Raw genomic sequence first — 21,595 nt, 5'->3', positions numbered from 1 at the left:
TGTACGCGTGTCGGCGGGCCCGCCGGACGCTCAGTTCCCGCTCGTGGCGGTCTGCCGGAACAGCCATTCGGATTTCAGCTCGGCATAGCCGGGCTTGATCACATCGTTGATCATCGCCAGTCGTTCATCGAAAGGAATGAATGCCGACTTCATGGCATTGACGGTGAACCACTGCATGTCGTCGAGCGTGTATCCGAAGGCCTCGGTCAGCAGCTCGAATTCGCGGCTCATGCTGGTGCCGCTCATCAGACGGTTGTCGGTGTTGACCGTGGTCCGGAAGTGCAGCCTGCGCAGCAGCCCGATGGGGTGGGCGGCGTACGAGTCGGCCGCGCCGGTCTGCAGGTTGGACGTCGGACACATCTCCAGCGGGATGCGCTTGTCGCGCACGTACGCCGCGAGCCGGCCCAGCTTCACGGAGCCGTCCTCGGCCACCTCGATGTCGTCGATGATGCGCACCCCGTGGCCCAGGCGGTCCGCCCCGCACCACTGGAGCGCCTGCCAGATGGACGGCAGCCCGAAGGCCTCGCCCGCGTGGATGGTGAAGTGGTTGTTCTCGCGCTTGAGGTACTCGAAGGCGTCCAGGTGCCGGGTGGGCGGGAAGCCGGCCTCGGCTCCCGCGATGTCGAAACCGACGACGCCCGTGTCGCGGTAACGGTTCGCCAGTTCGGCGATCTCCAGGGCGCGGGCGGCGTGCCGCATCGCGGTCAGCAGCGCCCCGACGCGGATGCGGTGGCCGCTCTCCCGGGCGCGGCGCTCGCCTTCCCGGAAGCCGGCGTTGACCGCCTCGACGACCTGCTCGAGGGTGAGCCCGCCCTCCAGGTGCTGCTCGGGGGCATAGCGGACCTCGGCGTAGACGACGCCGTCCTCGGCCAGGTCCTCGGCGCACTCGGCGGCGACACGGAAGAGCGCGTCGCGCGTCTGCATGACGGCGCAGGTGTGCGCGAACGTCTCCAGATAGCGTTCCAGGGAACCGGAGTCGGCGGCCTCGCGGAACCAGATGCCGAGCTTGTCGGGCTCCGTCTCGGGCAGGGCGCCGTAACCGCTGTCCCGGGCGAGTTCGACGATCGTGCCGGGACGCAGACCGCCGTCGAGGTGGTCGTGGAGCAGGACCTTCGGCGCGCGGCGGATCTGGTCCTGGGTGGGCGAATTGAGGGTCTGGCTCGTCATCTGCGCACTCTAGCCTCTATGCGCGTAGAGCGCGCCCCCTGGCGAGGCCCGTCGATACGTAACAGTGACCCCGCGTACGGGTGGAGTACACCTGCCCTTCTGAGACTGTTGGGCCATGGCACACCACGCACTGCCCCGGTGGCGGGGGCGTCCGGACGGACCGGGCGTCGGGTCGGCAGCCCTACGTGAGACGGCGGTTGGGCGAGTGGAGCGCATGGGACGGACAGCGGCGCAGGCCCGGCTGGGCCGGCTGCCGGGGCGTCTTGGGGCACGCGACGGCGCGGACACGGCGGTCGGGGGCGTGGTCCTGCTGCTGCCGGACGGCGAGCCGGAGTCGGAGCGCCGGGCATCCGCGCTGTCGTACGCGGCGGTGCTCCCGCTGGGCCGGGCGCTGGCGCGGGCGGGGCGCGCGGAGGGGCTCGTCGTGCACTGGGTGCGGTACCGCTCGCGCGGCTGGAACGGACCGGACGCGCGTCTCGCGGCGGACGCGACGTGGGCGGTGGAGGAGGTCGTACGCCGTTACGGCGACGTTCCCGTCTGTCTGGCGGGACACGGCATGGGTGGCCGGGCGGCCCTGCACGCGGCGGGCCACCCTGCGGTCGACTCGGTGCTGGCGATGGCTCCGTGGCTTCCGGAGGACGACGTGGCGGCGAGCCCGGAACCGGTGGAGCAGCTGGCGGGCCGCCAGGTGCTGATCGTGCACGGCACGAACGACCGCAGGACGGATCCGGAGCTGTCGTACCGGCTTGCGGAACGTGCGAAGAAGTCGAACCGGGACACGTGCCGCTTCGAGGTGCACTCCGACGGGCACGCGCTGCGGCAGTACCAGGAGGAAGTCCTGGCGCTGGCTGCGGACTTCATGCTGGGCTCGCTGTTCACGCGGACGTACGCGCGCCCGGTGGCGGACGCGCTGGCGGCTCCGCCGCCGCTGGGCCTGCGCATGCCGCTGGCGGCGGGCTTCGGCCGCGCCTTGCGCGCCTAGGCGGCCGTCAGAGTGGGTTGAGGCGGGGCTTGAGCAGGCAGAACTCGTTGCCTTCCGGATCGGCGAGGACATGCCAGGACGCCTCCGCGGGCTGACCGATGTCGACGAGTTCGGCCCCGGCGGCCAGGAGGCGTTCGAGCTCGGCGTCCTGATCGCGGTCGGTGGCGTTGACGTCGATGTGCAGCCGGGCATGACCGTTCTGCGGCTCGTCGCTGTGGATGAGGAAGATCGTCGGCTGCGGGCCGCCGAACCCTTCGCGCGGACCTATCTCGATACAGCCCTCCTCCTCGCGATCGAGCACGACGAAGTCCAGGACCTCGCACCAGAACCGCGCCAGCACCTCGGGGTCGCGGCACTTGAGCACGAGTTCACTGATACGGCATGCCATTGACGAAACCTACTCCCGGGGTGGGAACTGCCGGGGTGGCCGCACGCGCATCTCATGGGCTCCCGCAGTGAGAACATTCTCGCGACCGTACCGGGCGAGGCGAGTAGGGCGAAGTGATTTGAGGCGCCCGCCTGGCCGGGCTGCTCCACGTCGGCACCACTCGATCCTCGCCGATGCGGGGAAGCCTCGTTTCATCCCGACTGCTCGCCGGCTGATTCGCGCTGCCGCCACACGCTTCAACGCGTGGTGACAGTGCGAGGCAGGAGCAGGACCACCGCCGCACCGACCGCCGCGAAGACGGCCCCAAGCGCGAACACGACGGTGAAGGCACCCTCGCCCGGCAGGGCCGAGCCGGCAACCGAGTGGGCGCTGAGGATCGCGATGGCGACCTGGGTCCCGATGACACCGCCGACTGTGCGGACGACGGTGTTGAGGCCGTTGGCGGTGGCTATCGCATGTCCTGGAGCGAAGCGGACCACGAGCGACGGCAGTGCCGCGAAGCTGAGGGCGGCGCCCGTTCCCAGCAGTACGGAATCGGCGAGCACCTGAACCGGCGTGGCATGCCAGCGTGCCAGCGCCAGGCTCCCGGCAAGTATGAGCAGCAGCCCTCCGAGCAAGGGGGCGCGGTGGCCGAACGTCCGCTCCAGCACCACTACAAGGGGTGCCACCAGGACCTGCAGAAGTGCCGAGGGGAGCATGAGCAGGCCGGCGGCGGTGACGGTGAAGCCGAATCCCGACGCGGCGCCTTCGGGCCCGTGCGCCGGCAGCTGGGCGAGCGTCGGCACGAGGAGGAAGAAGATCAGAGCCGCGGCGTAGAAGAGTGCCGCGGCGCAGTGGGTCAGCAGCATCGGCCGGTCGAGGAACACGCTCGGTTCGAGCAGGGGGTGCGGCGTGCGCTTCTCGGCCACCGCCAGGGCGGCCAGAAACACGGCAGCGGCGACGAAGAGGCCGAGCACGGGGGCGGAGAGCCATCCGGCGTGCGAGCCCTGGGTGATCGCGAGGAGAAGGGCCACCAGGGCGAGCGAGAGCAGGACAGTGCCCGCCACGTCCTGGGGTTCCTCCCGGCGCGCTGTGTCGTCGGGGGTCCACCGGGCCACCAGCAGGAAGGCCACCGCGATGACGCCGGCGAGCACGGCGAACATCCACCTCCATGACGCGTGGTCGATCAGGAGGCCGCCGATGACGAAGCCCAGCCCGGTGCCCGCGCCGATCATCGCGGACACCATCCCAAGGCCGCGGCCGATCCGCCGCGGGGGAAGCAGGGCGCTGATGAGGCCGAAGGACAGGGGAAGCGCGGCCGCTCCGGCGCCCTGCATCGCTCGCGCCAGGAGCAGGACCGGGAAGTTCCATGCGAGGGCCGCCAGCACGGTGCCGGCGCCGAAGACGGCGAGTGAGGCGAGCAGGACGCGGCGCTTGCCGCGCCGGTCACCGAAGCGGGCGAGCACCGGAGTGAGTACGGCGCCGGAGAGCAGGTAGAGGGTGAATACCCACGCGGCCCAGTCGCCGCTCACGCGGAAGTGCCGCTGGAACGTGGGCAGGGCCGGAGCGACCAGGGTCTGCAGCAGCCCGTAGGCCAGCACCGCGACGGAGAGCGCGGCAACCACACGGCCGGCGGGCGGGCCGCTGCCCGGGCCGGTGTCCGGGCGATCACCCGTGGGCGAGACCGGGGGAAGGGCAGTGGTTCGGTCTTCCTGGGACATTGAAGGACCTCTGGTAGGGGACGGGCGACCGGCAGGGCCGTCACCGCGCCGAGGAGAACTCGGCGCGACAACGGTGGTCAGCTCCGCGAGCGAGGGAGCGAGGGAGCGAGCGACTGGCAGAGCGGTCCGATCGGCGGAGTCACTGGCCGTGGGGAGCAAGCTCGTCCAGGGTCTGTACGCGCTGGACGATCTCCCACTTGCCGTTCACCTTGCGGAGCTTGTCGGTGTAGGTGCCGGTGGCGTAGACGGCGTGCTCCGTCTCGGTCTCCGCGACCCAGTACCAGGAACGCGCGGTGGCCGTCGTGCCGTTGACCTCGATCATGGCGGGTCCGGTCATGTGCCGCTTGCCCTTGGTGAAGCCCTTCTCGGCCAAGTCGATGAACATGGCCTTGATCTCGCTCCGGCCGTCGGCGGAGCCGAACGGGCTCCGGTATTCGCCGTCCTTGGCGTACAGGTTGGCGTAACTGTCGGCGTCCCTGAGATCGATGGACATCTGGTGACGGTCTATCACCTCGCGGATGGCGAATCGATCGTTGGGGCGGTCGCTCTCCGTGGCGGTGGCGTTCCCACCCAGGAACACGCCGGCGGCCGCAGCACCGGCAAGGACACCGATGACGGGGGCGGCCGCCCTCCGGATGGTCTTCATGTCGACCCCTCACGAGTTAGTCAAAGAACTTGATAGTCACAACTATGACTAACTCGATCGTATTCCGGCCTGGAGGGTGGCGTCCAGCGCCGGAGGAGCCGAGGGAGTCGGTGAGCGCGAAGCCGTGGGACGGGCGCCCCGCCGCGGACGACACGCTGCCGGACGGCAGGCACCCGTTGACGTCGCACAAGCGGCGGATGCCCTCCGCGGGCCGGTCGGCCGGGGGTGTCGTCGATCCGGGCACGGGCTTCCGGCAGCCACGGCGGCGGCAGAAAGTTGCACCGACGGCACCCGGCCGTCCGCGAGTCGCCCGCCGGTCGTCCGGTCAGCTCAGGGGAATGCGGCCCGCGACCCCGGCCACCCTCTCTGCGCCCACTATTATTACGGATGGTGACAGTCAATAACGCTTACGAGGGGAGTGCCGTAGTGCGGCGCAGCGAACGGAAGCAAAAGGATCCGGACCTCGGGAATCTGTCCACGCGCCTGCTCTTCTCGATCCAGAAGGAGCTCTTCGAGACGCTGGCCCAGCAGGGTCACCCTCAGCTACGACCACAGCACGGGGCCGTGCTGGGCTTTCTCGACGAGGAGGGCACCCGGGCGACGGAACTGTCCCGGCAGTCGGGCACTCACAAGCAGGTCATCGGCAACCTGGTCGATGAGCTGGAGGCCCTGGAGTACGTGGAGCGCCGGCCCGACCCCCGGGACCGGCGGGCCAAGCTGATCGTCCCCACCCGGCGGGGCCGGGACCAGATGGAGAAGTCGGACGCGATCATGGCCGCCATCGAGCAGCGGCACGCAGAGGCGATCGGCGAGCGGAAGTACGCGGTGTTCAAGGGCGCCTTCCGGGAGATCACCGCCCAGCAGCTGGCACAGTTCGACGAGGTCGCGGCCAGCAGGCGGCAACCGCGGAAGGGCACCGGCCGCTGATCCCGCCCCGCAGCGGGACCACTTCGAAGGCGACCGCCAGCGGCACGAGAGACGATCACGTCGGGGCGGTGACCGCGGATGACGCGGGCGAGGTCGCGGCGCAACGCAATGCCGAACTCGACCGTGCCGTCGGGGTGGTCCAGGAACTCGACCTGGTCCACCCCGACGATCCCGGCGGCGGCGACCTGCTCGGCCGACCGCACCGTGGCAGTGCGCTCGGGAGGCATGGACTCGATTCCAGCCTCACCACCTGCGACGACCACCGTCTTGCCTTGTGCGACCCGACGGGCGATCGCCGACGAGGCCGCGAACTCCAGGTCGTCCGGATGAGCCACCACCGCAAGCCCCCGGCACCAGTCGTCCGGCACCGGCTGCCGGAGCGTCCGAGCAGTGGTCATATCCGTGACAGTCACGATCCTTACTATATACATACTCGATCGAGCTGTCGCTCCGACCCCTCGGCGATCCTCGACGGTGAGGCGGGGGTGCCGGGCTCTGCGGGGGACAGGGCCCGGCACCCGGTGAGCTCCTGCGGCGCGGTACGGGGGACAGCGCCGCGGGAGCGGTTCCGAGGCCGGACGGGTCAGCCGTTCTTGGAGTAGGCGGAGGACAGCTGACCGACCAGCGTGGCGAAGGGCATGTCCAGCGCCCCATAGACCTCGTAGGCCTTCGGGTCGGCGTTGTCGGCGAGGATCTCGACCATCGTGGTGGCGTAGTCGGTGACAATGACGCCCGCCTGCTGCATGCGCAGCAGACCCGCCGTGCGCTTGGTCTCGCTGAAGGTGCCGGAGGCGTCGATGACCGCGTAGGCGTCATAGCCGGCGGCCGTGGCGGAGATCGCCGGGAAGGCGAGGCACACCTCGATGGAGATGCCCGCGATGATCAGCTTCTTGCGGCCGGTGGCCTCGACGGCCTGGCGCACGCGCGGGTCGCCCCAGGCGTTGACCGTGCTGCGGTCGATCACCGCAAGGTCCGCCGGGAGCGCCTCGACCAGATCCGGTACCAGTGGCCCCCACAGGCCGTCCGCCCCGGTGGTGGTCACCACGGTGGGGATGTCCAGCACCTGTGCGGCCTTGGCCAGGGCTGCGACGTTGTGCTTGAGCGTGGCGACGCCGATGTCGCGCACACCGGTGAGCAGGCCGATCTGGTGATCGACGAGGAGCAGGGCGGCGTTGTCGCGGGTCAGAGGCTCGTGGAAGCGACTGGTTCCGCGGAGGTTCTCACTCATGGGGGTCTCCTGTGCAGGGCGGTCACCCCGCCCACGATTTCGTCATAAGTTTGATAGTCAAGAATCTTGACCAGCTGCAGCCTATTCCAGCCTCGGCGGGAAAGACAAGGTCACGCCGTAGGAGACCCCCCAAGCCGCCCGGCACCCGCTTCCTGGCAGCCCGGAAAAGAGCGCGAGTGCGCGAGGTGGGCCCCGCTTGGTCCTGGCAGGTAGCCCCCACCGGGCCCGGTGACCACCCCTGCGGCGCGAGGCTGCCGCAGCCGGGGGCACGGAACGGCAGCCCGGTGCCCTCCCCCTCCAGGGGCCTGAGACGGAGCCCCCTCGTTACGGGGAACACCGGGCCGGCAGCGCTCGAGGTCTCTGCCCCCGGCAAGCGGTCCTGACCGCGGGAGGCCCGGCGCCGCGAAGCTGCCGCAGCCCCGGGCAGGGGGGCGGCCCCCCGGTGGCTCCCCGCAGAGGTCTGGGCGCGTAGCCCCAGTTACGGGAGGGGGCGTCACCACGGCGCCAAGCTGCCGCAGCCGGAGGCAGGGGGCGACACTCGAGGCCTTTGACCCGGCAGGGTTCCTGACTGCGGGAGACCCCGGGGCGCGGGGCGGTGGCACCCGTACCGCCCGAGAGGGGGCTGGGAGCGGAGCCCCCAGTCATGGGAAGGGATGGGTGGGGGAAAGAACCCCGGCTACGCCAGCACGTTGCCGCGGCGCGAGAGCAGGAAGCGCTTGAACGCTGCCACCGGTGGTGTGTCCGGGTGGCCGTCCAGCCAGGCCACGCCGATCTCGCGGACCGCCCGCGGCGCCGTGACCGTCAGTTCGACCACGCCCGGGCGGGCCACCGCGGGCGGCGGGAGGAGGGCGACTCCCAGGCCCGCCGCCACCAGTCCGCGCAGCGTCTCCGCCTCCTCACCCTCGAACGCGACGCGCGGTGTGAAGCCCGCCTGCGCGCACAGGTCGTCGGTGATGCGGCGCAGCCCGTAACCCGGTTCGAGCGTGACGAAGGCCTCCTCCGCGGCCTCCGCCAGGCGGACGCGCTTGCGCGCGGCCAGGCGGTGGTCGTCCGGGACGACGAGCCGCAGGCGCTGTTCGTCGAGGCGGCGCGCGACCAGGTCGGGCGCGTCCGGGACCGGCGAGGTCAGGCACAGGTCGAGTTCTCCGGCCCGGAGCCGTTCGATCATGGCCTCGCCGTAGTTCTGGACCAGGGTGAAGCGGATCCCCGGGTGGTCGGCGCGGAAGGCGCGGATCAGGCCCGGCACCGTCTCGGAGCCCATCGTGTGGAGGAATCCGAAAGCGACCTTGCCCGCACGCGGGTCGGCGTCCGCCCGGACCGACTCGGCCGCCCGCTCGATCTCGGACAGCGCCCGCTCCACCGAGGTGAGAAAGGCGCGGCCGGCCGGAGTCAGCGACACCGTGCGGCCCTTGCGCGCGAACAACGTGACGCCCAGATCCTGTTCGAGCCGGACCATGGCGCGCGAGAGCGTCGACTGCGGCACGCCCATCTCCTGCGCGGCCCGTGTCACATGCTCCTCCCGCGCGACGCCCGCGAAGTACGCGAGCCGTGGCGCGAGCAGCAGCGCTGTGTCTTCTCCGTATCCTTCGTAACTGCCTCGTGACAGGCGAGCCCCTGAACTGTGGTCATGCACCATGGGAACGATTATCCCCGTTTCATGCATTGGACGCATGAAAAAGAGCGGCCTACCTTCGACATATGCCTCCTGCCAGTACCAAGGCGCCCACCACCGTGGGCGCCGCCTCGCCGTCCCTCGTCACCGACACCGACACCCGGCTCTCGCCCGGCGCGCCCGGCTACCGCCGCATGAGCTTCGCGCTCTTCGCCGCCGGAATGGCGACCTTCGCCCTTCTCTACTCCACGCAGGCACTGCTCCCCGCCGTCTCCGCGGACTTCGGCGTGACCGCCGGCGCCGCCAGCTGGACGGTGTCCGCCGCGACGGGCGCACTGGCCCTGTGCGTCCTGCCGCTGAGCGCCCTGTCCGAGCGCTTCGGCCGGCGCACGGTGATGACGGTGTCGCTCGCGGTGGCGGTCGTCCTCGGCCTGCTGGTGCCGTTCGCGCCGAACCTGGAGTGGCTGGTGGCGCTGCGCGCCCTGCAGGGCGCGGCACTGGCGGGACTGCCGGCCTCGGCGATGGCGTACCTCGCGGAGGAGGTCAGGCCCAAGGCGCTGGTGGCGGCGATCGGCCTGTTCGTCGCGGGCAACAGCATCGGCGGCATGAGCGGCCGCATCCTCACCGGCTGGGTGGCGCAGCTCGCGGACTGGCGGGTCGCGCTCGCCGCGGTCGGCCTGATGGCACTGGGGTGCGCGCTCGTCTTCCGGGCGCTGCTTCCCCGGGCCCGGCACTTCACGCCCGGTTCCCTCAGCCCCCTCGCCCTGGCGAGGACGGTCCGCGGCCACCTGTCCGACCCGCTGCTGATGCGGCTGTACGCGATCGGCGCGCTCTTCATGACCGTCTTCGGCGCGGTCTACACGGTGATCGGCTACCGGCTGGTGGAGGCTCCCTTCCATCTTCCCCAGGGCGTGATCGGCTCGATCTTCCTGGTCTACCTCGTCGGCACGGTCTCGTCCGCCGCCGCCGGGAAGCTGGTCGCGCGGCTGGGCCGGCGCGGCGCGCTGTACCTCGCGGTCACCACGACGGCCGCCGGTCTGCTGCTCTCGCTCGCCGACTCGCTGGCCGCCGTGCTGCTCGGCCTGGTCCTGATCACCGCCGGGTTCTTCGCCGGCCACGCCGTCGCGTCGTCCTCGGTGAGCCGTACGGCGAAGACGGGCCGCGCCCAGGCGTCGGCGCTGTACCAGTCCGCCTACTACCTGGGCAGCAGCATGGGCGGCACGCTCGGCGCGGTCGCCTTCCACGCCGGCGGCTGGTCCGGCACGGTGGCCCTCGGACTGCTGGCGGTGTTCGGCGTCGTGTCGGTCACGCTGTACGGGACGCACGCCGCGCGGGCGCAGCAGCGGCGGCTCGCGGCGGCCGCGTAACGGCGCAGGCCACACCTTTCGGGTACCGGCCGGAGCACGGCGCGAATACGTCGCGAATACGTCCCACGTCCGTGCAACTACCGCCCCCCTTCGCGTGTCTCAACCGGCAGACCATCCCAACCGGAAGGCATGCGAAGGGGAGTTGGGGGACATGAGAGGCAAAATAGGACGTACGGGAGTGCTGCTCGGGTTGACCGGCATGCTGCTCCCGCTCGGCGTGGCGCTCGGCAGCGGCACCGCGTACGCCGCGTCGTGCACCACGTCGACGGGTCCGTACCAGAAGCAGGTCGAGAAGTTCCTCGGCCGCCCGGTCGACGGGCGCCAGTCGGCAGCCGACTGCAAGGCCATCCGCGCCTTCCAGGCCAAGCACGGCATCACACCCACGATCGGTTACGCGGGCCCGATCACCTGGCGCACGATGAGCACGATGCTCGCGCAGCGCGCGGCGGGGAACAACCCGAACAAGGCGGGCAGGTGCCCGACGAACAAGGGCCGTATCGCGTGCGTCGACCTGACCCGGCAGCTCAGCTGGATCCAGGACGGCAGGACGCTCACGTACGGGCCCGTGCCGGTGCGCACCGGAAAGAACGGCACCGAGACGCGCACCGGCGCGAAGAAGATCTACTGGCGCAACATCAACCACTGGTCGACGCTCTACAAGGTGTGGATGCCGTACTCCCAGTTCTTCGACGGCGGACAGGCGTTCCACTCCACGACGAAGTCCATGTGGAACCCGCCCGGCTCCGGCGGCTGCGTGAACATGCGCCCCGCGGACGCGAAGGCATACTGGAACCTGCTGAAGAACGGCGACGACGTCTACGTGTACGGGCGCAAGCCCGGCACCTGAGCCCGTCGGCCACACGCCCCTCCACGGTCCCACGGGAGCGGCCCGGCCGCTCCCGTGTTCGCCGGGTCGGACCTGATTGTCAGTGGGCTGCGGTAGCTTTCGAAACCGCTGGTACCGATGGGTGACAGGGATGGACCCGATGAGTGACCTCGCTGCGCAGGATCTCGACGCACGGCTGGAGCAGCACCGCAGGGAGCTGACCGGCTACTGCTACCGCATGCTGGGCTCGTCCTTCGAGGCCGAGGACGCGGTCCAGGACACGATGGTCCGCGCCTGGCGGAACATCGAGAAGTTCGAGGGCCGCTCCTCCCTGCGTTCCTGGCTCTACCGCATCGCGACCAACGTCTGCCTGGACATGCTGAGCGCGGGCAACCGCCGGGCGCGGCCGATGGACCTGACGGCCCCCACCCCGGTCGCCCAGGCCCGGCTCAACGCCCGTCCGGAGATCACCTGGCTGGAGCCGGTGCCGGACGGGCGCGTGCTGCCGTCGGTCGCGGACCCGGCGGAGACGGCCGTGGAGCGGGAGACGATCCGGCTGGCGTTCGTCGCGGCGCTCCAGCACCTGCCGCCCAAGCAGCGTGCCGTGCTGATCCTGCGCGAGGTGCTCGCCTGGAAGGCGAGCGAGGTGGCCGAGCTGCTGGGCACCACGGTGGCCTCGGTGAACAGCGCCCTCCAGAGGGCCCGCGCCACGCTCGCCGAGCAGGAGCCGACGGCCTCGGACGCGGCCGCCCCGCTCGACGAAGAGCAGCAGGACCTGCTCAACCGCTATGTCGCGGCCTTCGAGGGGTACGACATGAAGGCCCTGACGGCGCTGCTCCACGAGGACGCGACGATGTCCATGCCGCCGTACGACCTGTGGCTGCGCGGGCACGACGACATAGTGGGCTGGATGCTGGGCGTCGGCGAGGTCTGCCGCGGCTCCCGGCTCGTCCCGACCGTGGCGAACGGCGTCCCGGCGTTCGCGCACTACCACCCGAGCCAGGACGGCGAGGGCTACGAGCCGTGGGCGCTGATCGTCCTGGAGGTGCGGGACGGCAAGGTCGGCGGGATGGACTTCTTCCTGGACACCAAGCGCTGGTTCCCGCTGTTCGACCTGCCGGCGCGGCTTGACAGGTCCGGGGCGCCGATGACCGACCGGTGATCTTCCGCGCACCACCGGCGCCGCCCCGGCGGACGGCCCACCCCTCGGCTCGCGACCCCTCCACCTGGGGACGCGAGCCGATCACTTAAGATCACTTTCAGGACTGTTGATACCGGGGGTGTGACAGCCATTGCGTAATGAAGCGCAACACGGTTCCCTCGCCACCAGAGTGCCTGACCAGCACTCCAGGCGAAGGGACACGGCCCGTACGTGGCGGTCGGGGGTGCCTGGGTGTTCGGACTGACCGCCCCGGGCGTGCTGTTCGCGATGGACGGGTCGGCGATCTGGAGCAACATCGCCACGTTGCGTACGCGGGCGCAGGCCCGTGCCGAACTCCTGGGCAGGATGCTGCCGCAGATGGCGCTGATCGTGCCGTGGGTCACCGCGACGGCCGTGGTCGTCGCGCTGCTCACCGGTCGGGGTGATCAGCTCACGGCGGCCCTGGGGCTGACGTTCGCGCTGCTGGGGCTGACGTTCGCCATCGGCATGGTCGTCAGCGTCCACTGGCCCTACCCGTACCCGGAGGATCCCTTCGAGGTGAGTGCGCCCGGGCAGAACGGCGGCTATCACACGGCCAATTTCGTGGGCACCCTCATCGGCCTGCTCGCCCTCTCCCCGTTCGTCGTCGGCGCGGTCGTGCTGGAGGGGTCGCCGCGTTCCTGGCTGCTGCTGCCGCTGGGCACGGCGTACGGCGTGCTCGCGGTCGTGATCACGTTGCGGTCGATGGCCCGCCGACTGCACGCGCGGGCGCCGGAGGTCCTCACCGCGCTGCGGGCCTCCTGACCCGCGCCCTGTCCACCAGGCCCTGCCCGGCCGTGCCCGCGCGGCCGGGTCCGACGCTGATCGGATTCCTGCTCCGTCTCTTCGGGGCAGGGGCTTGCCCGGGGCCTCGGCCGGGTCCCTCCCGTCTTACGGGGGCGAGGTGGGCGTCCAAGGCGGCGGGCGGAGCGTACAACCTTTCGGCCGCCGGGCCGGTCTGGCGGGTGTGGCGCCCGGCGCCTCGCCCCGCTCGTCCCTCGCCCGAGGAGGCCCAGCGCCTTGTCCCGTTCCCACGCCCGTGTCCGCCCGTCCCGGCTCCGGCTGACCACCGCCCTCGCCGTCACGCTCGCCACCGCCGCCGTGGCCGTGCCGGGCGTCGCGACGGCCGCTCCCGCCGCCGTGGGGCAGGAGCGGACGGCCGAGGCCGCGCTCCCCGTGCTCGACACGTCGGACCGCGTGGACAGCGTCGGTTCCACCGGCTTCCTCACCTCCGATCACTACGTCGCCGACTGGTGGCGGTACGACGGCACTTCCACCCCGCTCCCGAGCGACGGGGGGTACACCAGGTACCGGGGTGCCTCCGAGACCGACATCGTGGTGGGGAGCAAGGGCACCCGCCACACCGTCCAGGACATGGCGAAGGGCGGCGACCCGGTCGTCGTGGACACCCCGGACTCGTACAAGCTGCGCCAGGTCAACGGCTCGACGCTCGTCATGGACGACACGGCCACCGACACCCTCCACCTCGTCAGCCGGGAGCCGGGCGGCCAGACCGTCGACCGCAGGGTGACCGGGCTCCCTTCCGGGAAGCTCTGGATCGTCTCCCCCACGGCCCCCGGCACGGTGGCGGTCCAGCTGGTGAACGCCGACTTCTCCGCGTACCGCCTCGCCGTGGTCGACGTCGCCACGGCCGCCGTCACCCAGACGTACGACCTGGGCGGCTACGCCTACGACGTGCAGGTGACGCCGGGTCACGTGACCTGGCAGTTCGGTGACGGCGGGACCAAGGTCATCGACCGGCACACCGGGGCGACCGAAGTCCTGCCCCACTGGGTGTCGTTCGCCTTCGGTGACGACTGGCACGTGATCAGGGAGGACACCCGGCTCACGTTCCGCTCGCTGAAGGACGGTCACACCGTCGAGCCGTTCCGGTTCGCGAACCAGGTGACGCCCGGCCCCGGCGGCACGCTCCTCGTGCGCGGCGGCACGGTGGCGGACGGCTGGGGGGTGTTCCGGGTCGCCCTCGACGCGGCCGGCGAGCCGACGGTGACCATGGTGGGGGACATCCCCGACGCCCCCGAACTCACTCTGAAGAGCCTGACGGTACCGAGCCGGATCACCTCCTTCGCGTACAAGTCGGCGAGGTTCGCCTGGGAGTTCAACGAGGAGTGGGCGAGCGTCCGCTTCGATCTGACCCATACCGCCACCGGCCGCACGGTGCGCCTCGACAACGAGATGAACCCGTTCCTCGACTGGGACGGAAACCTGGGCAACAGCTTCGGCGCCTACAACGGCACGTACACCTGGAAGATGACCGCCACCTCGGAGCAGCGCTTCGGCCCGGCCGTCGTACGGACGGGCAGCCTCACCGTGGCACGCCCGGCGCAGCCGCGCGACTTCAACGACGACGGCGGGGCCGACGCGCTCGTCCGCGACAGCTCGGGCAACCTCTCCGCGTACGGAATCGGCCAGCTGACCGCCATGAAGGAGGTCGAGTGCTACGACGCCGGCTGCTCGCCCACCGTCACCAAGCCGGACCCGGAGCGCCTCGGCACCGGCTGGAACACGTACACGCTGATGACCTCGCCCGGGAACGTGGCCGGCGGGGTCGCCGACGACATCGTGGGCCGGGACCGCGACGGCGTGCTGTGGCTGCACCAGAGCGAGAAGCAGAAGCTGCTGCCCCGCACGAAGATCGGCGCCGGCTGGCAGGTCTACAACAAGATCACCGGCGGGTCCGACCTGAACGCCGACGGACGGGGCGACCTGCTCGCCACCGACACCTCCGGCGTCCTGTGGTTCTACGCCTCCACCGGCGACGCCGCCAAGCCCTTCAAGCCGCGCGTCAGGATCGGCGGCGGCTGGCAGGTCTACAACCTCCTCACCGCCCCCGGCAACATCGCCGGAGCCACCGGCGGCGACCTCCTCGCCCGGGACAAGGACGGCGTCCTCTGGCTCTACCTCGGCAAGGGCGACGGCACCTTCACCGCCCGCCGCCAGATCGGCGGCGGCTGGCAGAAGTACACCCACATCATCCCGGCCGGCATGAACTACTCCTACGGCGTGGCCGACCTCTACGCCATCGGCCCCGCCGGCTCCGCGACCTACACCGGCACCAACAGCACCACCCGCCCCTTCGCCCCGGCCTACACCCTCCCCCTGCGCACCGACTCCACCACCTACAAGACCTTCTTCTAGGCCCCGCCGCCGCGCCCGCCGTGTCCCGGGTCACGTCGCGGGCCCGGCCCGCACGGTGGACTCCCCCAGCCCGGCCGGTCCGGACAGGCCGACCAGGCCGAGCAGGGCCACCAGGTCGGGCGGGGCGTTCCGCACGCGTACGCGGGTGCCGTGGCGGCGGGCCGTGAGCTGGAGGCGGGCGAGCGCGTCGACGACGGAGAGCGAGGTCTGGGCGAGTCCGCCGACGTCGCAGACGACCTCGGGCGGGCACCGCCGCGCCGCACCGTCCTCCGCCGCCGTGTCCGGGTCCGGCGCACTGTCCGCCGCCGCCGGGCTGCCGCCTGGCGCCGGGTCGTCTTCCCACGCCGTTCCGGGCGGCGACGCCGTCGCACCGGCGTCCCTCAGGAGAGCGGTCAACTCCTCGCACAGGCGGGGCGCATCGCCGGGGGCGACCCTCCCGGCGATGCGCATGACGATCGGCTGCATGGCGTCCACATGGGGATGACCGGCACCGCGGCGGGAACTCATCGCCGCGGCCCGCGGCGCGGCCTCGCCTCCTGGCCGGGCTCCGGTGGACCTGCGCGCTCAGGCGATGCGGTCGAGCACGATCGGGTTCGCCGTGAACTCCGCGCCCGCCGGGGCGATGTCGTACGCGCCCGCGAGGGACCGCAGCGCGTAGTCGAACTTCTCCGGCGTGTCCGTGTGCAGCGTCAGCAGCGGCTGGCCCGCCGTCACCGTGTCGCCCGGCTTGGCGTGCATCTCGACCCCCGCGCCCGCCTGGACCGGGTCCTCCTTGCGTGCGCGGCCCGCGCCCAGGCGCCAGGCGGCGATGCCGACGTCGTACGCGTCCAGGCGGGTCAGGACGCCCGAGGACGGGGCCGTGACGACGTGCTGCTCGCGGGCGACCGGCAGGGTGGCGTCCGGGTCGCCGCCCTGGGCCGCGATCATCCGGCGCCACACGTCCATCGCGGAGCCGTCGGCAAGCGCCTTCGCCGGGTCGGCGTCCTTGATGCCGGCCGCGTCGAGCATCTCGCAGGCGAGCGCCAGGGTGAGCTCGACGACGTCGGCGGGGCCGCCGCCGGCCAGGACCTCGACGGACTCGCGGACCTCGAGTGCGTTGCCCGCGGTCAGTCCCAGCGGCGTGGACATGTCGGTGAGCAGGGCGACGGTGCGCACCCCGCTGTCGGTGCCCAACGCGACCATGGTGGAGGCCAGTTCGCGGGCGTCATCGATGGTCTTCATGAACGCGCCGGTGCCGACCTTCACGTCCAGGACGAGCGAGCCGGTTCCCTCGGCGATCTTCTTCGACATGATCGAGGACGCGATCAGCGGGATCGCCTCGACGGTGCCGGTGACGTCCCGCAGCGCGTAGAGCTTCTTGTCCGCGGGGGCGAGCCCGTCGCCCGCCGCGCAGATGACGGCGCCGGTGGTGTCGAGGACGTGCAGCATCTCCTCGTTGGACAGCAGCGCGCGCCAGCCGGGGATGGACTCCAGCTTGTCGAGCGTGCCGCCGGTGTGGCCGAGCCCGCGGCCGGACAGCTGGGGCACGGCCGCGCCGCACGCGGCGACGAGCGGCGCGAGCGGGAGTGTGATCTTGTCGCCGACGCCGCCGGTGGAGTGCTTGTCGGCGGTCGGGCGGCTCAGCGAGGAGAAGTCCATGCGCTCACCGCTGGCGATCATCGCGGCGGTCCAGCGGGCGATCTCCGTGCGGTTCATGCCGTTCAGCAGGATGGCCATCGCGAGCGCCGACATCTGCTCGTCGGCGACCTCGCCGCGCGTATAGGCGTCGATCACCCAGTCGATCTGCTCGTCGCTCAGCTCGCCCCGGTCCCGCTTGGTGCGGATGACGGAGATGACGTCCATGGCATTCCTCCAGAGTCGCTCCACGCGGCAGAGTCGCCTCTACGCGCATAGAGCAAGGGTATGGGAGCGGCCCTTCCACCGGAGCGGAAGGGCCGCGGGAAACAAGGGGGCTACGAGAGATGGCCGGGTCCGAAGGCCTGCGGCAGCATCTCGGACAGCGGCAGGACCCCCGCCGGCGTGTCCAGCAGCAGATCGGGGCCGCCGAACTCGTACAGCAGCTGCCGGCAGCGGCCGCACGGCACGAGCAGCTCACCCCGGCCGTCCACGCACGTGAAGTGGGTGAGCCGGCCGCCGCCGGTCGCCTGCAGCTGCGAGACCAGCCCGCACTCGGCGCACAGGCCGAGTCCGTACGAGGCGTTCTCGACGTTGCAGCCGGTGACCGTGCGGCCGTCGTCGACGAGGGCCGCCACCCCGACCGGGAAGCCCGAGTACGGGGCGTACGCGCGGGACATCGCCTCGCGCGCCAGCACCCGCAGGGGCTCCCAGTCGAAAGCAGCCGTGGTCACTTGCCCTGGCCCCTGCGATAGGGCAGGCCGTCCGCCTTGGGCATCCTCAGCCGCTGCGCGGACAGCGCCAGGACGAGGAGCGTGGTGACGTACGGCGCGGCGTCGACGAACTGGCTGGGCAGTGCATCGGTCAGCGTGTACCAGCTGAACAGCAGCGCCGAGACCGCGGCGGAGATCACGGCCTGGAGGTACTTCTTCTTGTACAGCTGCCAGACCACGACGAGCAGCAGCAGGATCGCCAGCAGCAACAGCATCGCGTGGACGTTCTCCGCGCCGCCGCGCAGCTTGAGGCTGTCGGTGAAGCCGAACAGGCCCGCGCCGAGCGCCATTCCGCCCGGCATCCAGTTGCCGAAGATCATGGCGGCGAGACCGATGTAGCCGCGGCCGCCGGTCTGGCCCTCCTGGTAGATGCCGGTGGAGACGATGGCGAGGAAGGCACCGCCGAGACCCGCGAGCGCGCCGGAGACGACGACGGCGATGTACTTGTACTTGTAGACGTTGACGCCGAGCGACTCGGCGGCGACCGGGTTCTCGCCGCAGGAGCGCAGGCGCAGGCCGAACGCGGTGCGCCACAGCACCCACCAGGTGCCGGGGACGAGCAGGATCGCCACGACGGTCAGCAGCGACAGGTTGGTGATCAGACCGCCCAGCACACCGGCGAGGTCGGAGACGAAGAACCAGTGCTTGCCCTGGATGTCGGCCAGCCACTCCGAGAGCCCCGGGATCGTGATCCGGTCGATCGCCTCGATGCGCGGGGACTGCTTGGAGGAGCCGCCCTCGGCCCTGTCGAAGGTGAAGTTCGACAGGTAGCGGGTGAGGCCGGTGGCCAGGATGGTGATGGCGACACCGGAGACGATGTGGTTGACGTTGAAGGTCACCGTCATCACCGCGTGCAGCAGACCGCCGACCGCGCCGCCGGCGATGCCGAGCAGGACACCGGTCCACGGACCCCACTGGTAGCCGGCCCAGGCGCCGAACCAGGTGCCGAGGATCATCATGCCCTCGAGACCGATGTTGACCACGCCGGCCCGCTCCGCCCACAGGCCGCCGAGACCGGCGAGGCCGATGGGCACGGCGAGCTGCAGCGCGCCGGAGATCTGGCCGACGGAGGTGAGGTCCTCGGCCCCGCTGATCGTGCGGACCAGTGAGAACAGCAGCAGGCCGCCCGCGATGATCAGCAGGATGACGGGCAGGGACAGCTTGCGGCGGCCGCCGCCCTTCCTGGGCGCGGTGCTCGCCATCGAGACCGTGCTCGTGGACTCGCTCATGCCGCAACCTCTTCCTTGTTCTTGCGCGCCTGGGCCGCGAGTTCCTCGCCGACCTTCTGCTGCTGCCGGCGCAGTCCGTACTGGCGGACGATCTCGTAGGACACGACGACCGCGATCACGATCAGGCCCTGCATGATCGTGGCGAGTTCCTTCTCGTAGCCCGCAAGGCCCAGGCCCTCGGCCGTCTTGTCCAGGAAGGCGAAGAGCAGTGAGGCGAAGAGGATGCCGATCGGGTTGTTGCGGCCGAGCAGGGCGATGCCGATGGCCGTGAAGCCGACGCCCACCGGGAAGCTCAGGCTGTACGTGTGGGTCTGGCCGAGCAGCATCGGCATGCCGGCGAGACCCGCCATGGCGCCGGAGATCAGCATCGCGGTGAGGATCATCCGCCGGGAGTCGACGCCGCTCGCCTGCGCGGCGGACTCGCTGGCGCCGGTGGCGCGCAGGTCGAAGCCGAAGCGGGTGCGGTTGAGCACGAACCAGTAGACGATGCCGAGCGCGAAGGCGACGAACGTGAAGCCGTAGATGAACCCGCCCTGGCCCATGTCCAGACCGGGGAACCAGCCGGACTCGGCGATCTCACCGGTCGTCAGGTCGTTGGAGCCCGGCGGCTGCACGCCGAGGTTCTTGGGCAGGATCAGCCAGGCGATCAGGCTGGTGGCGATGGCGTTCAGCATGATCGTGGAGACGACTTCGCTGACGCCGCGGGTGGTCTTCAGGACACCCGCGATACCGGCCCAGAACGCTCCGACCGCCATGGCGACGAACACGATCAGCAGGATGTGCAGCGGCCCGGGCAGCTCGACCGCCGCACCGACGACCGCCGCCAGCATCACGGCGAGGCGGTACTGGCCGTCGACGCCGATGTTGAACAGGTTCATCCGGAAGCCGATGGCGACGGCGAGTGCGGCCAGGTAGTAGATGCCCGTCTGGTTGACGATCAGCACCTGGACGTCGGTGAACTCGAGCTGCTCCGCCATGAGCCGGTACGGCTCGAAGGGGTTGCGGTCCGAGAGGAGCAGCACCACGGAGGTGAGCAGGAAGGCCACGACCAGCGCGAGCACCGGGCCGGCCAGGCCCAGGATCAGCCGGTCCTTGTCGAACTTCTTCATCGGCCCTCACCGTTCTCAGGCTGCTCGTGGTGCTCGAGGTGGCCGCTGGCCGCGCCGGTCATGGCCGAACCCAGCTCCTCGGGGGTGATCGTGGCGGGGTCGGCGTCGGCGACCAGGCGGCCGCGGTACATCACCCGCAGGGTGTCGGAGAGCCCGATGAGCTCGTCCAGGTCGGCGGAGATCAGCAGGACGGCCAGGCCCTCGCGGCGCGCCTCGCGGATCTGGTCCCAGATCTGCGCCTGTGCGCCGACGTCCACACCGCGGGTGGGGTGGGCGGCGATGAGCAGCTTGGGCGCGTGGCTCATCTCGCGGCCGACGATCAGCTTCTGCTGGTTGCCGCCGGACAGGGAGGCGGCGGTGACCTCGATGCCGGGCGTGCGCACGTCGTACTCGCGGACGATGCGCTCGGTGTCCTTGCGGGCGGCCTTGAGGTCGAGCAGACCGCGCTTGCTGTTGGGACGCTCGGTGACGTGGCCGAGGATGCGGTTCTCCCACAGCGGGGACTCCAGCAGCAGTCCGTGCCGGTGGCGGTCCTCGGGGATGTAGCCGATGCCGCCCTCGCGCCGCCGGCGGGTGGGCGCCTGGGAGATGTCGGTGGAGTCCAGGGTGATGACGCCGCCGTCGGGCATGCGCAGGCCGATGAGCGCCTCGATGAGCTCGGTCTGGCCGTTGCCCTCGACGCCGGCGATGCCCATGACCTCGCCCTTGTGGATGGTGAAGCCGATACCGTCGAGGACTTCGCGGACGACGCCGTCGGGGTCCGTCTCGGTGAGCCGCAGTCCGTCGACCGTGAGCATCGGGATGTCCGTGACCGTCGACTCCCGGGTCTCCGGCGAGGGCAGCTCGCTGCCGACCATCAGCTCGGCGAGCTGCTTGGTCGTGGTGGCCTTCGGGTCGGCGGTGCCGACGGTCGTGCCGCGGCGGATGACGGTGATCTCGTCGGCGACCGACAGCACCTCGCCCAGCTTGTGCGAGATGAAGATGACGGTCAGGCCCTCGGCCTTGAGCTCGCGCAGGTTGGCGAAGAGCGCGTCGACCTCCTGCGGCACGAGGACAGCCGTCGGCTCGTCCAGGATCAGGGTGCGGGCGCCGCGGTAGAGGACCTTGAGGATCTCCACGCGCTGGCGGTCGGCGACGCCGAGCTGTTCGACGAGGACGTCGGGGCGCACGCCGAGGCCGTAGGCGTCGGAGATCTCCTGGATCTTCCTGCGGGCGCGGGAGCCGATGCCGTACAGCTTCTCGCCGCCGAGGACGACGTTCTCCAGCACGGTGAGGTTGTCGGCCAGCATGAAGTGCTGGTGGACCATGCCGATGCCGCGGGCGATGGCGTCGGCGGGGCTGGAGAAGGCGACCTGGTCGCCGTCGACGGTGATGGTGCCCTCGTCCGGCTTCTGCATGCCGTAGAGGATCTTCATCAGGGTGGACTTGCCGGCGCCGTTCTCACCGACGAGGGCGTGCACGGTGCCCTTGCGGACGGTGATGTCGATGTCGTGGTTGGCGACGACGCCGGGGAAGCGCTTGGTGATGCCGCGCAGTTCCACGGCAGCAGCCAACGGCGGTGACGGACTGGACGCGTTGATGACGCACTCTCCTTGGCGGGACAGGGAGCCGGCAGGTCGGGGCGGGCGGCTGCTGGCGGGCAGGCGGGAAGGGCGGAGATCGGCGGGCAGGGGATGGGGCGAAGTTAT

At 70.9% G+C, this 21,595-nt stretch carries 19 protein-coding genes and 1 pseudogene; 7 read left to right on the top strand and 13 right to left on the bottom strand.

Features of this window, described 5'->3' with window-relative positions; all coding sequences use genetic code 11:
• Positions 1-30 precede the first annotated feature (30 nt).
• A complete protein-coding gene (locus tag AB0K02_RS20340; RefSeq protein ID WP_177152070.1) occupies positions 31-1,167 on the bottom strand; it encodes an adenosine deaminase in 1,137 nt (378 codons plus the stop codon).
• Between the two features lie 214 nt (positions 1,168-1,381).
• Between AB0K02_RS20340 and AB0K02_RS20335 the strand changes: the two genes are divergently transcribed.
• On the top strand, positions 1,382-2,149 hold the full coding sequence (locus AB0K02_RS20335; RefSeq protein ID WP_365993850.1) for an alpha/beta hydrolase: 768 nt from the start codon (positions 1,382-1,384) through the stop codon (positions 2,147-2,149).
• Positions 2,150-2,156: 7 nt separating this feature from the next.
• On the opposite strand, the gene AB0K02_RS20330 is transcribed toward AB0K02_RS20335, so the two are convergent.
• The 3 genes from AB0K02_RS20330 to AB0K02_RS20320 all read right to left on the bottom strand — a co-directional run bounded on the left by AB0K02_RS20330 (position 2,157) and on the right by AB0K02_RS20320 (position 4,883).
• On the bottom strand, positions 2,157-2,537 hold the full coding sequence (locus AB0K02_RS20330; protein WP_365993849.1) for a VOC family protein: 381 nt from the start codon (positions 2,535-2,537) through the stop codon (positions 2,157-2,159).
• A 236-nt stretch (positions 2,538-2,773) separates the two neighbouring features.
• Positions 2,774-4,237, bottom strand: coding sequence for an MFS transporter (locus AB0K02_RS20325; protein ID WP_365993848.1), 1,464 nt, complete (start codon positions 4,235-4,237; stop codon positions 2,774-2,776).
• A gap of 139 nt (positions 4,238-4,376) precedes the next feature.
• Positions 4,377-4,883 (bottom strand): nuclear transport factor 2 family protein, encoded by a 507-nt coding sequence (locus tag AB0K02_RS20320; protein WP_365993847.1) that lies wholly within the window; start codon positions 4,881-4,883, stop codon positions 4,377-4,379.
• Between the two features lie 426 nt (positions 4,884-5,309).
• Here AB0K02_RS20320 and AB0K02_RS20315 point away from each other — a divergent pair, with 426 nt between their 5' ends.
• Positions 5,310-5,810, top strand: coding sequence for a helix-turn-helix domain-containing protein (locus AB0K02_RS20315; protein WP_365993846.1), 501 nt, complete (start codon positions 5,310-5,312; stop codon positions 5,808-5,810).
• Between the two features lie 53 nt (positions 5,811-5,863).
• Here AB0K02_RS20315 and AB0K02_RS20310 read toward each other — a convergent pair.
• The 3 genes and pseudogenes from AB0K02_RS20310 to AB0K02_RS20300 form a co-directional block, all read right to left on the bottom strand.
• Positions 5,864-6,208 (bottom strand): annotated as a pseudogene (locus AB0K02_RS20310) (PIG-L family deacetylase); the annotation flags it as partial.
• 185 nt (positions 6,209-6,393) lie between these two features.
• A complete protein-coding gene (locus AB0K02_RS20305; protein WP_365993844.1) occupies positions 6,394-7,038 on the bottom strand; it encodes an isochorismatase family protein in 645 nt (214 codons plus the stop codon).
• A gap of 676 nt (positions 7,039-7,714) precedes the next feature.
• On the bottom strand, positions 7,715-8,674 hold the full coding sequence (locus AB0K02_RS20300; RefSeq protein WP_365993843.1) for a LysR family transcriptional regulator: 960 nt from the start codon (positions 8,672-8,674) through the stop codon (positions 7,715-7,717).
• Positions 8,675-8,736: 62 nt separating this feature from the next.
• Between AB0K02_RS20300 and AB0K02_RS20295 the strand changes: the two genes are divergently transcribed.
• From AB0K02_RS20295 to AB0K02_RS20275, 5 genes are all read left to right on the top strand, one after another.
• On the top strand, positions 8,737-10,017 hold the full coding sequence (locus AB0K02_RS20295; protein WP_365993841.1) for an MFS transporter: 1,281 nt from the start codon (positions 8,737-8,739) through the stop codon (positions 10,015-10,017).
• A gap of 199 nt (positions 10,018-10,216) precedes the next feature.
• On the top strand, positions 10,217-10,864 hold the full coding sequence (locus tag AB0K02_RS20290) for a L,D-transpeptidase family protein (RefSeq protein WP_365993932.1): 648 nt from the start codon (positions 10,217-10,219) through the stop codon (positions 10,862-10,864).
• A gap of 139 nt (positions 10,865-11,003) precedes the next feature.
• Positions 11,004-12,005, top strand: coding sequence for a sigma-70 family RNA polymerase sigma factor (locus tag AB0K02_RS20285; RefSeq protein ID WP_365993840.1), 1,002 nt, complete (start codon positions 11,004-11,006; stop codon positions 12,003-12,005).
• 231 nt (positions 12,006-12,236) lie between these two features.
• Positions 12,237-12,788: a hypothetical protein gene (locus AB0K02_RS20280; protein ID WP_365993839.1), complete on the top strand. Its 552-nt coding sequence runs from the start codon at positions 12,237-12,239 to the stop codon at positions 12,786-12,788.
• A 255-nt stretch (positions 12,789-13,043) separates the two neighbouring features.
• Complete coding sequence (locus tag AB0K02_RS20275; RefSeq protein ID WP_365993838.1) at positions 13,044-15,182, top strand: hypothetical protein; 2,139 nt, start codon at positions 13,044-13,046, stop codon at positions 15,180-15,182.
• Positions 15,183-15,212: 30 nt separating this feature from the next.
• Here the strand turns inward: AB0K02_RS20275 and AB0K02_RS20270 are convergent, their stop codons facing one another.
• From AB0K02_RS20270 to AB0K02_RS20245, 6 genes are all read right to left on the bottom strand, one after another.
• Positions 15,213-15,647, bottom strand: coding sequence for an STAS domain-containing protein (locus AB0K02_RS20270; protein ID WP_365993837.1), 435 nt, complete (start codon positions 15,645-15,647; stop codon positions 15,213-15,215).
• Positions 15,648-15,746: 99 nt separating this feature from the next.
• Positions 15,747-17,024 (bottom strand): thymidine phosphorylase, encoded by a 1,278-nt coding sequence (locus AB0K02_RS20265; protein WP_365993836.1) that lies wholly within the window; start codon positions 17,022-17,024, stop codon positions 15,747-15,749.
• Positions 17,025-17,134: 110 nt separating this feature from the next.
• The gene (locus tag AB0K02_RS20260; RefSeq protein ID WP_365993835.1) at positions 17,135-17,530 is read right to left on the bottom strand and encodes a cytidine deaminase; all 396 of its coding nucleotides are present in this window, start codon (positions 17,528-17,530) and stop codon (positions 17,135-17,137) included.
• Positions 17,527-18,798: an ABC transporter permease gene (locus AB0K02_RS20255; protein WP_365993834.1), complete on the bottom strand. Its 1,272-nt coding sequence runs from the start codon at positions 18,796-18,798 to the stop codon at positions 17,527-17,529. Before AB0K02_RS20255 ends, AB0K02_RS20260 begins: the two co-directional genes overlap by 4 nt.
• Positions 18,795-19,907, bottom strand: coding sequence for an ABC transporter permease (locus AB0K02_RS20250; protein WP_365993833.1), 1,113 nt, complete (start codon positions 19,905-19,907; stop codon positions 18,795-18,797). The genes AB0K02_RS20255 and AB0K02_RS20250 overlap by 4 nt, the downstream gene beginning before the upstream one ends.
• Positions 19,904-21,487, bottom strand: a complete 1,584-nt coding sequence (locus tag AB0K02_RS20245; RefSeq protein ID WP_365993931.1) for an ABC transporter ATP-binding protein — start codon at positions 21,485-21,487, stop codon at positions 19,904-19,906. The genes AB0K02_RS20250 and AB0K02_RS20245 overlap by 4 nt, the downstream gene beginning before the upstream one ends.
• Positions 21,488-21,595: the final 108 nt, after the last annotated feature.

The organism is Streptomyces sp. NPDC049597, from assembly GCF_040675505.1.
Classification (GTDB): Bacteria; Actinomycetota; Actinomycetes; order Streptomycetales; family Streptomycetaceae; genus Streptomyces.
This window is presented reverse-complemented; position numbering and strand designations above follow the sequence as displayed.

Bases quoted from the DNA above. Each gene is read 5' to 3' on its own strand.
- AB0K02_RS20340 (WP_177152070.1), bottom strand. From the start codon at position 1,167: ATGACGAGCCAGACCCTCAATTCGCCCACCCAGGACCAGATCCGCCGC.
- AB0K02_RS20335 (WP_365993850.1), top strand. From the start codon at position 1,382: ATGGGACGGACAGCGGCGCAGGCCCGGCTGGGCCGGCTGCCGGGGCGT.
- AB0K02_RS20330 (WP_365993849.1), bottom strand. From the start codon at position 2,537: ATGGCATGCCGTATCAGTGAACTCGTGCTCAAGTGCCGCGACCCCGAG.
- AB0K02_RS20325 (WP_365993848.1), bottom strand. From the start codon at position 4,237: ATGTCCCAGGAAGACCGAACCACTGCCCTTCCCCCGGTCTCGCCCACG.
- AB0K02_RS20320 (WP_365993847.1), bottom strand. From the start codon at position 4,883: ATGAAGACCATCCGGAGGGCGGCCGCCCCCGTCATCGGTGTCCTTGCC.
- AB0K02_RS20305 (WP_365993844.1), bottom strand. From the start codon at position 7,038: ATGAGTGAGAACCTCCGCGGAACCAGTCGCTTCCACGAGCCTCTGACC.
- AB0K02_RS20300 (WP_365993843.1), bottom strand. From the start codon at position 8,674: ATGGTGCATGACCACAGTTCAGGGGCTCGCCTGTCACGAGGCAGTTAC.
- AB0K02_RS20295 (WP_365993841.1), top strand. From the start codon at position 8,737: ATGCCTCCTGCCAGTACCAAGGCGCCCACCACCGTGGGCGCCGCCTCG.
- AB0K02_RS20290 (WP_365993932.1), top strand. From the start codon at position 10,217: ATGCTGCTCCCGCTCGGCGTGGCGCTCGGCAGCGGCACCGCGTACGCC.
- AB0K02_RS20285 (WP_365993840.1), top strand. From the start codon at position 11,004: ATGAGTGACCTCGCTGCGCAGGATCTCGACGCACGGCTGGAGCAGCAC.
- AB0K02_RS20270 (WP_365993837.1), bottom strand. From the start codon at position 15,647: ATGCAGCCGATCGTCATGCGCATCGCCGGGAGGGTCGCCCCCGGCGAT.
- AB0K02_RS20265 (WP_365993836.1), bottom strand. From the start codon at position 17,024: ATGGACGTCATCTCCGTCATCCGCACCAAGCGGGACCGGGGCGAGCTG.
- AB0K02_RS20255 (WP_365993834.1), bottom strand. From the start codon at position 18,798: ATGAGCGAGTCCACGAGCACGGTCTCGATGGCGAGCACCGCGCCCAGG.
- AB0K02_RS20250 (WP_365993833.1), bottom strand. From the start codon at position 19,907: ATGAAGAAGTTCGACAAGGACCGGCTGATCCTGGGCCTGGCCGGCCCG.